Raw genomic sequence first — 14,538 nt, forward strand, 5'->3', positions numbered from 1 at the left:
GTGCCGCCATGAGCGAGACCGAGGCGAGCTCCACGATCCGGGTGATGGTGGTCGACGACCACCCCATGTGGCGCGACGCCGTCGAGCGCGACCTGGAGGACGCCGGGCTCGACGTGGTCGGAGTCGCTTCCAACGGGCGCGAGGCGCTGGCCCGCTTCCCGGCCGCCCGTCCCCAGGTCGTCGTGCTCGACCTGCAGATCCCGGCGCCGGACGGCGTCGAGGTCACGGCCGAGATGGTGCGGCAGGACCCGTCGGTCCGGGTGCTCATCCTGTCCGCGTCCGGCGAGCACGCCGACGTACTGGCGGCGGTGAAGGCGGGCGCGACCGGCTACCTGGTCAAGTCGGCCTCGCGAGACGAGCTGCTGACCGCCGTACGGCGCGTCGCCCTGGGCGACCCGGTCTTCACCGCGGGACTGGCGGGGCTCGTGCTCGGTGAGTTCCAGCGGAGGTCCGACGAACCGACGACGGACCGGGACGACACGCTGACCGAGCGCGAGACCGAGGTGCTCAAGATGGTGGCCAAGGGGATGTCCTACCGACAGATCGCCGACCGCCTGGTGCTGTCGCACCGCACCGTGCAGAACCACGTGCAGAACACCCTGCGCAAGCTGCAGATGCACAACCGGGTGGAGCTGACCCGCTACGCCATCGAGCGGGGTCTCGACGCCGAGTAGGTTTGCGGTCATGACGGACCGCACCCTGCTCGACGAGCTGATCGCCCAGGAGCAGCGCCTGGTCTTCGACGCCTTCAACGAGGACGTCGCCTGGGATCTCGGCCTCGCGTTGCGGGAAGCCGCAGCCGCCGCCCGCCTGCCGGTGGCGATCTCCGTGCGCCGCAACGCCAGCGGCTCTTCCATGCCGCGCTTCCCGGGGCCTCCGCCGACAACGACGGCTGGCTGGCCCGGAAGTACGCGGTGGTGGACCGCTACGGCTGCTCGTCCCTCCGCGTCGGAGAGCAGTTCCGGGTCGCGGGCAAGTCGTTCGACACCGACTCGCGGCTCGACCCCGGCGAGTACGCCGCCCACGGCGGCGCCTTCCCGATCCTGCTCCGCGGCACCGGTTGCATCGGCACGGTCGCCGTCTCCGGCCTGCCCCAGCGCGACGACCATCGTCTGGTCGTCGAGGCGCTCGAGCAGCTGCTGTACGGCGCCGCGGGCTGACGCTGTCTCAGGAGATGACGGCGTCGATCGTCTTCTTCAGGGCGCTCGGCTGCGAGGGCCGGGTGGGCGCCTTCTGCCGCGCCTCGACCATGGCGGCACCGATCTCCTGGAGGACCTTGCGGCCGAGGGCTTCGCGCACCTCGGGGAACCACTCGTCCTCCTCCTCCTTGATGTGGTGGCGCACGTTCTCGATGAGGACAGTCGTCTTGGCGGTGAAGCGCTCGTCGTCCGGCTTCATCGTGGACAGCTCCATCACCAGGACGTCGGCGACGTGGTGCTCCTCGTAGGACTCGAGGACGTCGTCCTCCAGCTCCGGGACGAGCTCGCGGACGCGCGGGTACATCACCTCGTTCTCGATGTAGGTGTGCACCGTCAGCAGCTCGATGATCCGGTCGACCAGGCGGCCCTTCGCCACGAAGGCGTCGTCGCCGGCGTCCTCGAAGTCCTTGAAGGTGCGCAGGATCTGCTTGTGGTCGTCCTTGAGCAGGACGATGGCGTCAGTGGACATGGTGGGTCTCCTCGGTGGTGGGGCTGGTGTCCGCGCGCGATCGTCGGGCGCGGACGTAGGCGGGCGCTCGGAGCCGTCGTACGGACGGGTACTGGCGAAGCCCAGGGATCTGGTGCTGCACGGGGTCGAACGAGATCGCGGTGTCGTCGCTGCGGGTCGTCGACAGCAGCAGCACCCCGAACAGGTGCCACTCCCCCGACGGCCGCGCCCACGAAAGGTCGTAGGACCCGGACTCGACGCCCTCCGCCGCGAGCAGCAGAGCACCCGAGTCGGTGTCGTAGGGCAGCAGCGTGGTCAGCGGCCGGCTGCGCGGCTGTCGGCTCGCCGTGAGCACGAAGCGCGTCACCCGGCCGAACCCGGTCGTGGCGAAGAGGATGTCCCCGTCGCCGGCGGCGGTCGGTATCCGTACGGCGAGGCCGTGGATGTCAGGCAGGCCCAGCGGCAACCCGATCGCGCGCGACCGGCGTACGACGACGTCGTCCTCACCCTCCTCGTCGATCCAGGCGACGCCGGTCGGGAGGTCGGAGCCGCAGCGGTAGATCCGGCCCATGACGACCTCGCCGTCGGGGTGGAGCGGCTTGCGGGCGGGGCGCAGCGAGGCGACACCCTGGGTGGCGGCGGCCAGGACCGTGCCGCCGACCGAGGATGCCGCCCGCCGCAGACTCAACTCAGCACCGTGCCGAACCGCTCCCAGACGCGGTGGGCACCCAGTGCGGTGTGGACCCCGGCGAAGACGGCCTCCGGGTCGTCACCGCCGAGGACACCCGGAGCGTCCGCCGCGACGCCGGCGACCTCGAGGGCGTCGATGCCGGCGCCCCAGGCACCGATCGCCTTCGCGTGCCGGAAGCACTCCTGCAGCAGCAGCGCCACGCGTGGGTCGAGCAGCGGCGCGCCTTCCTCGCCGGCCTTGCTGTCCCGGACGACGAGCGCGTCGGCGCCCGGCGCCGGACTACCCGCGACGAGCACGGCGTCGTACTCGACGGACCGGGTGGCGGCGAAGGTCCGCTGGATCGTCGTCCCGTCCGGCAGCTTGCCGCCGTACGGCGCGACGACGAGTGGGACCATGCCCGCCGCCGAGACGGCCGCGCGGACGGCGTCGAGGCCGCTCAGGTCGCCGTCAGGGTCGACGATGATCCCGATCATCCGACCGTCGGTCGGCCAGACGTCGCCGAGCTGCGACAGCGCCGGGCTGGGGTCGAGGTCGACCAAGGGCTCGCTCGGCTTCGGGGCAGGCAGCCCGAGGCCGGCCGCCACCTGGGCGCACAGGTCCGAGTCGATGTTGGCCAGCGCCAGGAGCTGGCGCTCCTTGACCGACTGCTCGAAGCACTTCGCGAGCTCGAACGTGTACGCCGCCACGATGTGCTCCTTCTCGACCGGGGTCATGCTGAGCCAGAATTGGCGCGCCTGGCTGTAGTGGTCGTCGTACGACGCCGGGTTGGCGCGGATCTTGACGGCATCGGCGACGTGGGCCGGGATGTCGACGAACGCCCCGTCCTTGGCGCCGCCCGCGAAGAACGGGCAGCCTCCGTCGAGCGAGTTCGGCTTGTACGGCGCCACCCCACCGTGGACGGCGTCCTGGTGGAAGCCGTCGCGCAGCATGTCGTTGACCGGCGCGTGCGGCCGGTTGATCGGGATCTGGTGGAAGTTCGGTCCCCCGAGCCGGGTGAGCTGCGTGTCGATGTAGGAGAAGAGCCGCGCCTGCAGCAGCGGATCGTTGGTGACGTCGATCCCGGGCACCAGGTTGCCGACGTGGTACGCCACCTGCTCGGTCTCCGCGAAGAAGTTCGTCGGGTTGTGGGTCAACGTCAGCAGCCCGATCGCCTGGACGGGCGCGAGCTCCTCGGGGACCAACTTCGTCGGGTCGAGCAGGTCGATGCCGGCGAACAGCTCGTCCGGGGTGTCCGGGAGGACCTGGACGCCGAGCTCCCACTGCGGGAAGGCTCCGGCCTCGATGGCGTCGTACAGGTCGCGCCGGTGGAAGTCCGGGTCGGTGCCCGCGAGCAGCTGTGCCTCCTCCCAGGTGAGCGAGTGCACGCCGAGGACGGGCTTCCAGTGGAACTTGACCAGCGACGTCTCGCCGTCGCTGTTGACGCAACGGAAGGTGTGGACGCCGAAGCCCTCCATGGTCCGGTACGAACGCGGGATGCCCCGGTCGGACATGTTCCACAGCGTGTGGTGCTGCGCCTCGGTGTGCAGGGACACGAAGTCCCAGAACGTGTCGTGGGCGCTCTGCGCCTGCGGGATCTCCCGGTCCGGGTGCGGCTTGCCCGCGTGGATCACGTCGGGGAACTTGATGCCGTCCTGGATGAAGAAGACCGGGATGTTGTTGCCGACCAGGTCGAAGGTCCCCTGGTCCGTGTAGAACTTCGTCGCGAAGCCGCGGGTGTCCCGCACGGTGTCCGCGGAGCCTCGTGAGCCGAGGACGGTGGAGAAGCGCACGAACACCGGCGTCTCGACGCCCTTGGCGAGGAAGCCGGCCTTCGTCACCGAGCGGGCGTTGCCGTAGCCGATGAAGGTGCCGTGAGCACCGGCCCCGCGCGCGTGGACGACGCGCTCGGGGATGCGCTCGTGGTCGAAGTGCGTGATCTTCTCCCGCAGGTGGTGGTCCTGCAGGAGCGTCGGGCCGCGCTCGCCTGCCTTGAGCGAGTGGTCGGAGTCGCGCAGGCGCGCGCCCTGAGACGTGGTCAGGAACGGGCCCTGGCCCGACACTGCCTCCGCCGGGGCGTCGGTCGGAGCGCCGGTCGCCGTACGACGGTCCGGTCCGGCCTGGTCGGGCTTGGGAGGCAGCGGCCCCCGGGGCTTGGTGGGCTCGGCGAGCGACGGCGTACCCGACCCCGGCGATCCGGGCACCGGCGGCGCCTCACGTTCGGCGAGCAGCTCGGCGGCCCGTGCCGCCGCACTCTCGACTGTTGCCTTGACGGCCTTCTTCACGGCCTTGGCCGGACTGCTGGCTTCCACGCTGCCTCCTGGGTAGGTACTGGCAGTACCCCCGCGACCGCGCACCGACCTCACCCAGAAGGGGGTGCATGCAACGAGGACCAGCGGGCACCGGATCAGTAGTGCTCACGCACGCACGACCGAGGCTCGGGAGGGCACCATGGCAGGCAAGCTCACGTTGTTGGCAGGATTCGGAGCCGGATACGTGCTGGGCGCACGCGCCGGACGCGGCCGCTACGACGAGATCGTCGGCAAGGCACGCGGCGTCTGGCAGGACCCCCGTGTCCAGGAGAAGGCAGGACAGGCCGAGCAGCTGGTCAAGGACAAGCTGCCCGGGACGTCACAGCCTGCGGCCTCGATGACGGCTGACTCCCCGGCGACGTCATGACCGACGCAGCAGTCAAGGAAGGCGCACACCGATGACGACCCATGTCAATGGCACCGCGGCGGAGAGCACCCAGAGTGCCGAGCAGATCGAGGCCGACATCGCCCGCACCCGCGCGGAGCTGGCGCACACCGTGGACGAGCTGACGGGTCGGTTCGACGTCAAGGCCCGCGTGCAGGAGCGCGTCCGGGAGGTTCGTGACCGGGCGACCGACGACCAGGGCCGCCCGACCCCGGGGACGATGGCCGTCGGTGGAGCAGCGCTCGCAGCCGTCGTGGCCATCGTGGCCACCGTTCTCTGGCGCCGGAGACGATGACGTCCACGCAGCCCGACGCGGAGGACAGGAAGGTCCCCGTCGAGCCGGACTCCGACATCAAGCCCGACTCCCCCACCGACCTGACCAAGCCGTCGTGGCTCTACATCGCACGCAAGACGGTGCGGGAGTTCTCCCAGGACCAGTGCACCGACCTGGCGGCCGCGCTCACCTACTACTCCGTGCTGGCGCTGTTCCCGGCAGCCATCGCGCTGCTGTCGCTCGTCGGCCTGGTCGGCAAGGGCCCCAAGACCGTCGACACGCTCCTCCAGATCCTCACCGACGTCGGCGCGTCGTCGGCCGCAGACACGCTCGAGCCCACGCTGACCGAGCTCAGCACGACTCCGAGTGCCGGCCTGGCCCTGGTCATCGGCCTGGCGACCGCGCTCTGGTCGGCGTCCGGGTACGTCGGGGCGTTCGGCCGTGGCATGAACCGGATCTACGAGGTCGAGGAAGGCCGCCCGATCTGGAAGCTGCGGCCGGTCATGCTGCTGGTCACCGTGATCACCGTCGTGCTGACCGCGGTCGTCGCGCTCGGCCTCGTCGTCACCGGCCCAGCCGCCCAGGCTGTCGGTGACGCCATCGGTGTCGGGTCGACCATCGTCACGATCTGGAACATCGCGAAGTGGCCGGTGCTGCTGGTGATCGTCGTCCTGATCGTGGCCCTGCTCTACTACGCGACGCCGAACGTCAAGCAGCCGAAGTTCAGGTGGATCTCTGCCGGCGCTGTCGTGGCGATCGTGGTCTGGCTCGTGGCGTCGGCGGCCTTCGGCTTCTACGTCGCGAACTTCTCCAGCTACGACAAGACCTACGGCTCACTCGCCGGCGTCATCGCCTTCCTGCTCTGGCTCTGGATCACCAACCTGGCGCTGCTCTTCGGAGCCGAGCTCGACGCCGAGCTGGAGCGCGGCCGCGAGCTCCAGGCCGGCCTGCCCGCCGAGGAGCTCATCCAGCTCCCGCCTCGCGACACCCGCAAGAGCGACAAGGCGCAGGCCAAGGAGCGCGACGACATCGAGCGCGGCCGACGGCTGCGCGCCACCCGCGGCGAGGACCGGTAACCGCCGTACCACGTCTCCGGAAGGAAGCAGATGCAACCCGAGCAGCACGCCACCAAGACCGCGAAGATCCTCTACCGACCCTGGGGACTCATCGGGAGCCTGGTCGGCGGCCTCATCGCCGGGCAGGTCTTCCAGCAGGTCTGGAAGCGCCTGGTCCCCGGCGACCAGGAGGACCCTCCGAAGCCGCTGCAGTCGGAGTATCCGCTCCCCCAGATCCTCGTCGCCGCCCTGATCCAGGGTGCGATCTTCTCCGTCGTACGAGCACTCATCAACCGCGGCGGAGCTCGGGTGTTCCAGCGCTGGACCGGCGAATGGCCGGGTGACTGACGGCCACCGGGCCGATCACGGAGAACAGGACGAAGGGGAGGTAAGGCAGTGGGAGGGGCAGTAGAGACCTATTGCGAGGACGAGGCGTGGCGCAACCGCATCCGCGGGAGCGAGCCGCTGCCCGGGACGTACACCACCCGCGAAGCAGCCCTCGAGGTTGCTCGCAACGAGGCGCGGATCCGCGGCGTGGACCATGTCGTACGCCGCGCCGACGGCACCGTGGCCGAGCGCAACCGCTACCCGCGCAGGTCCGAGGAGATTCCGGGCTGAGTCTCGCGCAGGCAGGTGTCGACGGCGCTGCCGCTCTTGCGGACCAGGGTGACGCGACACCTGTCAGCGGCCTCCTGGGCTGACAGCAGCGCGCGGCCGACCTCGCTCGTCACGTCCGTGACGGCAGTGAGGTCGACGATCAGGATGTCGCCCTTCCGGGCGTAGGTCAGCACCGCGTCACGGAGCCGGGTGGCGTCGTCGTCCCCGCACGACCCGGTCACCCGCAGGCGCCGATGCTGCGCCTCGTAGGACAACGTGCTCATGGCTCCACGCCTCCTCGCCCCTGGGAACAGACCCGGGATCCGCGACAGCGTGAGGGCGGCTCCCGAGGCCTGCCTCTTCCCTGCCCACAAGGTAACCGGACCCGCCGCCGCGAGAAATACCCTTCCGGGTGAAAGTGCGCCGATCACGCGATGCCTGGCCTCCGGCATGCGCCAGGCGTGGCGGGGTACCCCTCCCCCATGGCAGACCGAGAGCACACCCAGCAGCCAGTCGAAGAGCGACGCCCGGTCGAGGTCGACGGCGCGCCGTCGGAAGAGGACCTGTCCGGGGCCGACGTGGCTGAGCGAGTGGACCTCGACCCGGAGGAGCAGCTCAACCGCCCCGACCAACCCGACGCGAGTCCGGACGAGCGGCGGCAGTACGAGCACCCGACCGGCCCACCGATCGCAGAGACGGGCCGCCCCGAGGACCGATGACGGAGGCAACCACCGTCGAGGTGCTCCTCCGTCGACACGGCACGACGTACGCAGCGGACGCGGGAATCCGGCTCACGAACGAGCCGGCCCCGTTGTGGCAGCTGCTGGTGCTGACCCAGCTGCTCTCCGCGCGGATCACCTCCCACGTCGCCATCGCTCCCGCGCGGGAGCTGTTCCGGGCTGGCTACCGGACACCACAGGAGATGCAGGCCGCCTCGTGGCGGGAGCGCGTCCGTGCGCTCGGCCGCGACGGGGCCGTGGCCGAGGACGTGCGTCGTGGTTGAGGAAGCCACCCCTGGTCGACTGCGCGACCCGGTCTTCTGGAACGACGGCATCCAGCTCGTCAAGACCGGCCTGGCCGCGGTGCTCGCGTGGGTGCTGGCCACCGAGGTGTTCTCGCTCTCCCAGTCATTCCTCGCGCCGTGGGCGGCTCTGCTGGTCGTGCACGCGACGGTCTACCGGACGTTCTCCCGCGGCCTGCGGCAGGTGGGCGCGGCAGTCGCCGGCGTCCTGCTGGCCTGGGTTGTCGGCAACGCACTCGGGCTCGACACCGTCTCGGTCGCGCTGGTCATCGCGTTCGGCCTCGCGATCGGCGCACTCCCCTGGTTCGGCGAGGAGGCGATCACGGTCGCGGCGACCGCGATGGTCGTACTGACGACCGGCTTCTCGAGCGACGACTCGCTGCTGCTGGACCGGCTGAGCGACACGGCCATCGGCATCGTGGTGGGCCTGCTGGTCAATGCCGCGGTCTGGCCACCCTTGCGGCGTCGTACGGCGATCACGGCGATGAACCACATCGATGACGACATCGGCGAGCTGCTCGCCGACATCGGCGCACGACTGGTCGACGGTTGCGAGGACGAGGACGTCGCCGACTGGGTCGATCGCACCCGCTCGCTCGACGGCGACCTCGACCGCGTCTGGTCGCTGGTGCGGCAGGCGCAGGAGAGCAGCCAGATGAACCCCCGGCGCTCGGCCCGGGGCCTGCGCGATCCACGGCAGTGGCGCGCTCTCCTGCGTCGTATGGAGCAGGCGGTCGCCGAGACCCGGAGCATGGCACGCACGCTCGGCTACCACTCGGCAGGTCGCGCCCGGTGGCACCCCGTGTTCCGCGAGCGCTGGCCCGTCCTGGTCCGGGACGCCGGCCGCGCGTTCGCCGACGCCGACCCGCAGGCGATCCGCGAGATCCGCGAGCAGCTCAGTGCGTTGGTCGAGGAGGTCGGCGCCGTCGACCCGTCGTCGACGCAGTGGCCCGTGTACGGCGCGCTGATCATCAACCTGCGCAACACTCTCGATGCCATGGACGAGGTCGCCGCGGCCAACCCGCTCGGCCAGCCACCGCTTCCGATCGCGCCGTTGCAGCGGCTCGGGTCAAGCGGTCGTGCCCGGCTCCAGTCGCGCGCCGCCGGGGATGGTGACACCCGCCCCGATCCGTGAGCCACGGCCGACCAGGGCGATCGCGTCCGAGTCGTCCGGATCGGTGTCCCCCGACCCGACCTCCGCGCCCGGCTCCACCACGCAGTCGCGGTCGACGACCGACCAGTCCAGGCGCGCACCCTCCTGGATCCGCGTGTCCTGGAAGACGACGCTGTCGCGCACCAGCGCACCCTGCTCCACGACCACGCCCGGACCCAGGACGCTGCGGATGACGGTCCCGCTGACGGCCGCGCCAGGACTGAGCAGGCTGTCGGTCACCCGCGCCCCGTCCAGGACGCGCGCGGCCGCGCGCTGCTGCTGGTGGCCCATGATCGGCCAGTCCGGGTCGTCGAAGACCCCTAGGTCCCCGGTGATGACGTCGCGGTGCGCTGCGAGGTACTTGTGAGGCTGGCCCAGGTCCTTCCAGTAGCCCTTCATGGCGTGCTCGAACACCTTGCCGCGGCCCACGAGGCGCGGGAGCAGGTGCTCTCCGTAGTCGCCGAGACCGGTGTCGCCCTCACCGGCGTCGGCGCCCAGCTCGCGGTGCAGCTCCTCCAGGACACGCACGAGGGCAGCCGGCTCATAGACGCAGATCTCAGTCGCAACCGTCCCGGTGGTCGGCGACTCGGGCTTGTAGGCGAATCCGGTCACCCTGCCGTCGTCGTCGCTCTCAACCGTGGCGTGGTCGGTCGCCTCGGCGGTCGGGATGATGGTCGTGACGATCGTGCACTCGGCACCGGTACGGCGGTGCGTGGCGACGGCGTCCATCACGTCGAAGGTGTAGACGTGGTCGGCGCTCATCACGACCAGCGCCTCGGGCGCCTCGGCGACGACCTGGTCGCGGAACCGATAGAGCTCGTCGGCGTTGCCCTTCGCGAACCCCTCCTCGTCGGTGCCCCCGGTGCCCTCCTGAGGCATCAGCAGCCGCAGCCCTCCCCGGTTGCGATCGAGGTCCCACGGCCGGCCGTTGGCGACCTCTTCGCCGAGCCCGGCGCCCTGGAACTGCACCGACAGCCAGACATCGGTGATGCCGCTGTTGGCCAGGTTGGACAGCGGGAAGTCGACCAGCTGGAAGACCCCTGCGAAGGGAAGCGCCGGCTTGGCCCGCTCCCGCGTCAGGACGTCCATCCGGCCGCCGGCACCGCCGGCTTGGACGAGGGCGAGCACATGAGATCGGGCCACATCGGCACAGTGCCCGGGAGGCGCTCCGTGCACACGTGCCGACGGCATGGCGACCAGCGAGCGGGGTACCGCCGCCACGACGTCGTCGACCTGAGGAGATCCCATGCGCATCGGCTACTTCCTCTCCACCGAGGAGTACTCCCCCATCGAGCTCGTCGCCCAGGCGGCAGCCGCCGAGCGGGCCGGCTTCGCGGGTCTGTGGATCAGCGACCACTTCCATCCGTGGAACAACGAGCAGGGCAACAGCCCCTTGGTATGGAGCGTCATCGGGGCGATCAGCCAGGTCTGCGAGCTGCACGTGACGACCGCCGTGACCTGTCCGACAGTGCGAGTCCACCCCGCGATCATCGCCCAGGCGGCGGGCACCTCTGCCGAGCTGCTCCAAGGTCGCTTCACTCTCGGCGTCGGCACCGGCGAAGCCCTGAACGAGAGCATCCTGGGCGGGCCCTGGCCGCCGCTCGACGTACGTCTGGAGATGCTCGAGGAGGCCGTGGCGCTGATCCGCAAGCTGTTCACCGGCGAGGTGGTCACCGCACACGGCCGCTACTACTCGGTCGACCACGCCCGGATCTACAACGTGCCCGACACCCCGCCCGAGATCTACGTGTCGGCGTTCGGGCCCAAGGCCACGGAGGTCGCCGCGCGGATCGGCGACGGCTACATCGGCACGGCGCCGGACGCCGAGCTGGTCACGCGCTTCAAGGAAGCCTCGGGCGGGCGGCCCGCACAGGCCGGCGCCAAGGTCGCCTTCGCACCCACCAAGGAGGAGGGCTGGGAGCACGCGCACCGCCTGTGGCCCAACGCCGGGCTCCCCGGTGAGCTCGCGCAGATCCTCCCGACCCCGGAGCACTTCGAGCAGGCCACCGAGCTGGTGACCATGGAGTCCACGCGGAGCTCGGTGGTCGCGGGCAACGATCCTGCCGACCACCTCCGCCAGATCCAGGAGTATGCCGCCGCGGGCTACGACGAGCTCTACCTCGCCAACATGGGCCCGCACGCCCTGGAGATGATCGAGTTCTACGGCGAGGAAGTGTTGCCGGCTCTCGGCTGAGCTACCCCATCGTGGGCCGGTCAGTGCTCCACGACCTCCCCGGCCGCGTCGTCGGCACGCTCACCGTCCTCCGCCGTCTCCGGCGGTCCCTCGGTGCCGGCTTCCTCCTCCTCGGTCGCGACCATGATCGCGGTGATCTCCTCCCGGTCGTCCTCGGACGGGTAGCCCCAGCCCGGCTCGTAGCCGTACACGCACTCCAGCAGGCGTCCGTCGCTCAGGTTGTCGAGGATCTCGACGCTGTCGGGGCCGATCAGGGCCGGGTGCTCCACGCCGCATGTCTCGGACACCTTGAGCAGGTCGCGGCGCAGGGTCTTCACGTAGTTGGCCACCCGCTCGCCCTTCGAGATCGGGTCGAGCCCGTGCGCGAGCCAGGGACTCTGGGTCGCGACGCCGGTCGGGCACTCACCGGTGTGGCACTTCTGGGCCTGGACACAGCCGACGGCGAGCATCGCCTCCCGGGCGACATTGACCATGTCGACGCCGAGCGCGAACGCCACGACCGCGTTGTCCGGAAGGCCGAGCTTGCCGGCACCGATGAACATGACGTCCTCGTGCAGACCCTTCGCGGCGAAGACCGAGTAGACGCGGGCGAACCCGAGACGGAACGGCAGCGAGACCGCGTCGGTGAAGATGAGCGGCGACGCCCCGGTGCCACCCTCGCCTCCGTCGATGGTGATGAAGTCGACGCCGCGGCTGCGGTCCTCCATGAGGTCGGCGAGCTCGTGCCAGAACGTCATGTCGCCCACGGCCGACTTGATCCCGACCGGCAGCCCGGTCTCGGTGGCGAGGAGCTCGACGAAGTCGAGCAGCGTGTCGACGTCGTCGAACTCGGCATGCCGTGACGGACTCAGGCAGTCCACGCCCTCGGGCACGCCACGTGTCTCGGCGATCTCTGCCGACACCTTCGGGGCCGGCAACACTCCACCCAGGCCCGGCTTCGCACCCTGGCTGAGCTTGATCTCCAAGGCCCGGATCGGCGCCGAGGCGACGAGGTCCTTCAGCTTGGCGAGGTCGAACCGTCCCTGGTCGTCGCGGCAGCCGAAGTAGGCAGTGCCGATCTGGAACACCAGGTCGGCGCCGTTGCGGTGGTACGGCGAGACCGCGCCTTCGCCCGTGTTGTGCAGGCACCCGGCGGCGGCCGCGCCGCGGTTGATCGCCTCGATCGCGTTGCCTGACAGCGACCCGAAGCTCATACCGGAGACGTTGACGACCGACTCCGGCCGGAAGGCGTGCCGACGACCACGCGGCCCACCGAGCACTTTCGCGGCCGGGAGCCGCGCCTCCTGGCCGACCGCCCCGTGCGTCGGGTACGAGCGTCCGAACGTGCGGTGGTGCACGATGACGTTGCCCGAGCTGTGCTCGAGATCGTTGTCGCTCCCGAACCCGAAGTAGTTGTTCTGCAGCTTCGCCGACGCGTAGACCCACCGACGCTGGTCGCGACTGAACGGCCGCTCCTCGTCGTTGCCGGCCACGATGTACTGCCGGACCTCGGGTCCGATGGCCTCGAGCCAGAACCTGGCGTGACCGATCACCGGGAAGTTGCGCAGGACGGCATGTCGACGTTGGAGCAGGTCGTGCGCCGCGACCGCACCGAGCACCGCCGCCGGTGCGGCAGCCCAGATCCTCTTCATGCCTTCCGGTACCCAGCTAGCGCCTTGCCATCGCCGTGATCGCCTGGTCAGCACTGAGCGCGGGTTGGCGGTACTGCTCGCGCAGCGAGCCGATCGCGTGGTCGTGGAGGTCCCAGCGCACCGACGCGGTCGCGTCGACGACCAGTCCGACGCTCAGGTCTCGCGCGTACGCCTCGACCGCCGTCGCGGCGATGCACGACTCGGTGGACACGCCGCACAGGAGGAACGCCTCGACTCCCTCAGCCTCGAGCACGGCGGCCAGCTCGGGGTCGTTGAAGAAGTCGACCTGCAGGTCGACCATCACGACACCTTGCCAGGGGTGGTGTCTCTCCCGTCGCCATCTCGTTCGTCTGCGAGCGATCAGGGCTGGAAGACGACCTTGATGGTGCCGTCGGTCTTCTTCTGGAACTGCTCGTACGCCGCCGGCGCCTCGCTGAGCGGCAGGCGGTGTGTCGCGAACTGCTCCACGCCCAACGGGTCCGAGTCGTCGGTGAGCAGCGGCATGATGTCGTCGACCCACTTCTTGACGTTGGCCTGGCCCATCCGCACCTGCAGCTGCTTGTCGAACATCGTCATCATCGGCATCGGGTCGGCCTGTCCGCCGTACACCCCGATAATCGAGAGAGTGCCGCCACGGCGCACGCCGTCGATCGACGCGAACAACGCAGCGAGCCTGTCGACGCCGAGCTTCTGCATCATCGGCTGCGCCAGCTTCTTGGGCAGGAAGCCGACGAGCGTCTGCATCGCGGCGGCCGTCGGCGACCCGTGGGCCTCCATGCCGACCGCGTCGATGACGGAGTCCGCTCCCCTGCCGCCGGTGAGCTCGCGCACGGCGTCACCGACGTCGTCGACCTTCGTCAGGTCGATGACCTCGGCGCCGCGGCCGGCCACCCGGGCGAGACGCTCGGGCACCAGGTCGACGCCGATCACTCGGTAGCCGAGGTGCAGCCCGACCCGGGCAGACATGTCGCCGATCGGGCCGAGGCCCATCGCCAACAGTGTCCCGCCATCCGGGACGGCGGCGTACTGCACGGCCTGCCACGCCGTCGGCAGGACGTCGGACAGGAAGAGGAAGCGGTCGTCGCTCGGGCCCTCCGGCACCTTGATCGGCATGAAGTCGGCGTACGGCACCCGTAGGTACTCGGCCTGTCCACCGGGGATCTGCCCGTAGAGCTTGCTGTACCCGAAGAAGCCGGCGCCCGTGCCGTACTCGTGGTTCTGGGTGGTCTCGCACTGGCTGTAGAGCTGCTGGTCGCACATCCAGCAGTGCCCGCAGGAGACGTTGAACGGGAGGACGACCCGATCGCCGACTCGCAGGTCACCCACGTTGGAGCCGACCTCCTCGACGATGCCCATCGGCTCGTGGCCGACGATGTCGCCGGGCGTCATGAAGGGCGTCAGGGTCTCGTACAGGTGGAGATCGGAGCCACACAGTCCGGTCGAGGTGATCTTGACGATCGCGTCCGTCGGCTGCTCGATGACGGGGTCGGGCACCTCGTCCACTCGGATGTCGCGCCGTCCGTGCCAGGTCACTGCCTTCACTGCTGCCTCCACTGCGTTGAGAGTTGTCCTGGGGGTACCCGCGCCAGCGAGGACCATCCC

At 70.2% G+C, this 14,538-nt stretch carries 19 protein-coding genes; 11 read left to right on the plus strand and 8 right to left on the minus strand.

The features are described from left to right. Positions 1-8 precede the first annotated feature (8 nt). Both ABEA33_RS21820 and ABEA33_RS21825 read left to right on the plus strand, forming a co-directional pair. Positions 9-674, plus strand: coding sequence for a response regulator (locus ABEA33_RS21820; RefSeq protein ID WP_345529157.1), 666 nt, complete (start codon positions 9-11; stop codon positions 672-674). Positions 675-764: 90 nt separating this feature from the next. Next, the gene (locus ABEA33_RS21825; RefSeq protein WP_345529216.1) at positions 765-1,160 is read left to right on the plus strand and encodes a heme-degrading domain-containing protein; all 396 of its coding nucleotides are present in this window, start codon (positions 765-767) and stop codon (positions 1,158-1,160) included. A 7-nt stretch (positions 1,161-1,167) separates the two neighbouring features. Here the strand turns inward: ABEA33_RS21825 and ABEA33_RS21830 are convergent, their stop codons facing one another. From ABEA33_RS21830 to ABEA33_RS21840, 3 genes are read right to left on the minus strand one after another with little or no spacing between them, the layout of a single operon-like run. Beyond that, positions 1,168-1,668, minus strand: a complete 501-nt coding sequence (locus ABEA33_RS21830) for a hemerythrin domain-containing protein (protein ID WP_345529159.1) — start codon at positions 1,666-1,668, stop codon at positions 1,168-1,170. Further along, on the minus strand, positions 1,658-2,335 hold the full coding sequence (locus ABEA33_RS21835; protein WP_345529161.1) for a hypothetical protein: 678 nt from the start codon (positions 2,333-2,335) through the stop codon (positions 1,658-1,660). Before ABEA33_RS21835 ends, ABEA33_RS21830 begins: the two co-directional genes overlap by 11 nt. After that, positions 2,332-4,626 carry a catalase gene (locus ABEA33_RS21840; protein WP_345529163.1) on the minus strand — a complete coding sequence of 765 codons (2,295 nt, stop codon included), beginning with the start codon at positions 4,624-4,626 and terminating at the stop codon, positions 2,332-2,334. The genes ABEA33_RS21835 and ABEA33_RS21840 overlap by 4 nt, the downstream gene beginning before the upstream one ends. A 139-nt stretch (positions 4,627-4,765) precedes the next feature. Here ABEA33_RS21840 and ABEA33_RS21845 point away from each other — a divergent pair, with 139 nt between their 5' ends. The 5 genes from ABEA33_RS21845 to ABEA33_RS21865 are packed head-to-tail and all read left to right on the plus strand — an operon-like array spanning position 4,766 to position 6,958. Beyond that, the gene (locus ABEA33_RS21845; protein WP_345529165.1) at positions 4,766-4,993 is read left to right on the plus strand and encodes a hypothetical protein; all 228 of its coding nucleotides are present in this window, start codon (positions 4,766-4,768) and stop codon (positions 4,991-4,993) included. Positions 4,994-5,024: 31 nt separating this feature from the next. Beyond that, entirely contained in the window at positions 5,025-5,306 is a 282-nt protein-coding gene (locus ABEA33_RS21850; protein WP_345529167.1) for a DUF3618 domain-containing protein, read from the plus strand. Then, positions 5,303-6,361 (plus strand): YihY/virulence factor BrkB family protein, encoded by a 1,059-nt coding sequence (locus ABEA33_RS21855; RefSeq protein ID WP_345529168.1) that lies wholly within the window; start codon positions 5,303-5,305, stop codon positions 6,359-6,361. The genes ABEA33_RS21850 and ABEA33_RS21855 overlap by 4 nt, the downstream gene beginning before the upstream one ends. 30 nt (positions 6,362-6,391) lie before the next feature. Continuing rightward, complete coding sequence (locus ABEA33_RS21860) at positions 6,392-6,688, plus strand: DUF4235 domain-containing protein (RefSeq protein ID WP_345529169.1); 297 nt, start codon at positions 6,392-6,394, stop codon at positions 6,686-6,688. Positions 6,689-6,736: 48 nt separating this feature from the next. Beyond that, positions 6,737-6,958 (plus strand): DUF2188 domain-containing protein, encoded by a 222-nt coding sequence (locus ABEA33_RS21865; RefSeq protein ID WP_345529170.1) that lies wholly within the window; start codon positions 6,737-6,739, stop codon positions 6,956-6,958. Here ABEA33_RS21865 and ABEA33_RS21870 read toward each other — a convergent pair. Beyond that, positions 6,925-7,221, minus strand: coding sequence for a hypothetical protein (locus ABEA33_RS21870; protein WP_345529171.1), 297 nt, complete (start codon positions 7,219-7,221; stop codon positions 6,925-6,927). The two genes, ABEA33_RS21865 and ABEA33_RS21870, sit on opposite strands and share 34 nt — an antisense overlap. Before the next feature lie 198 nt (positions 7,222-7,419). Between ABEA33_RS21870 and ABEA33_RS21875 the strand changes: the two genes are divergently transcribed. From ABEA33_RS21875 to ABEA33_RS21885, 3 genes are read left to right on the plus strand one after another with little or no spacing between them, the layout of a single operon-like run. Further along, positions 7,420-7,656 carry a hypothetical protein gene (locus ABEA33_RS21875; RefSeq protein WP_345529172.1) on the plus strand — a complete coding sequence of 79 codons (237 nt, stop codon included), beginning with the start codon at positions 7,420-7,422 and terminating at the stop codon, positions 7,654-7,656. Continuing rightward, positions 7,653-7,940 carry a hypothetical protein gene (locus ABEA33_RS21880; RefSeq protein ID WP_345529173.1) on the plus strand — a complete coding sequence of 96 codons (288 nt, stop codon included), beginning with the start codon at positions 7,653-7,655 and terminating at the stop codon, positions 7,938-7,940. The genes ABEA33_RS21875 and ABEA33_RS21880 overlap by 4 nt, the downstream gene beginning before the upstream one ends. Then, positions 7,933-9,093 (plus strand): FUSC family protein, encoded by a 1,161-nt coding sequence (locus tag ABEA33_RS21885; protein WP_345529174.1) that lies wholly within the window; start codon positions 7,933-7,935, stop codon positions 9,091-9,093. The genes ABEA33_RS21880 and ABEA33_RS21885 overlap by 8 nt, the downstream gene beginning before the upstream one ends. Here the strand turns inward: ABEA33_RS21885 and ABEA33_RS21890 are convergent. After that, on the minus strand, positions 9,028-10,359 hold the full coding sequence (locus ABEA33_RS21890) for a glucose-1-phosphate adenylyltransferase family protein (protein WP_345529175.1): 1,332 nt from the start codon (positions 10,357-10,359) through the stop codon (positions 9,028-9,030). The genes ABEA33_RS21885 and ABEA33_RS21890 overlap by 66 nt on opposite strands. Here ABEA33_RS21890 and ABEA33_RS21895 point away from each other — a divergent pair. Continuing rightward, complete coding sequence (locus ABEA33_RS21895) at positions 10,358-11,305, plus strand: TIGR03557 family F420-dependent LLM class oxidoreductase (protein ID WP_345529176.1); 948 nt, start codon at positions 10,358-10,360, stop codon at positions 11,303-11,305. The genes ABEA33_RS21890 and ABEA33_RS21895 overlap by 2 nt on opposite strands. A gap of 20 nt (positions 11,306-11,325) precedes the next feature. Here the strand turns inward: ABEA33_RS21895 and ABEA33_RS21900 are convergent, their stop codons facing one another. The 3 genes from ABEA33_RS21900 to ABEA33_RS21910 are packed head-to-tail and all read right to left on the minus strand — an operon-like array spanning position 11,326 to position 14,478. Further along, positions 11,326-12,936 (minus strand): glutamate synthase-related protein, encoded by a 1,611-nt coding sequence (locus ABEA33_RS21900; protein ID WP_345529177.1) that lies wholly within the window; start codon positions 12,934-12,936, stop codon positions 11,326-11,328. A gap of 16 nt (positions 12,937-12,952) precedes the next feature. Beyond that, positions 12,953-13,237, minus strand: a complete 285-nt coding sequence (locus ABEA33_RS21905; protein WP_345529178.1) for a cysteine hydrolase family protein — start codon at positions 13,235-13,237, stop codon at positions 12,953-12,955. Positions 13,238-13,296: 59 nt separating this feature from the next. Then, positions 13,297-14,478, minus strand: coding sequence for a zinc-dependent alcohol dehydrogenase (locus ABEA33_RS21910; protein WP_345529179.1), 1,182 nt, complete (start codon positions 14,476-14,478; stop codon positions 13,297-13,299). Positions 14,479-14,538: the final 60 nt, after the last annotated feature.

Origin of the sequence: Nocardioides endophyticus, from assembly GCF_039543845.1 — a bacterium.
In the GTDB taxonomy this organism is placed as follows: Bacteria; Actinomycetota; Actinomycetes; order Propionibacteriales; family Nocardioidaceae; genus Nocardioides; species Nocardioides endophyticus.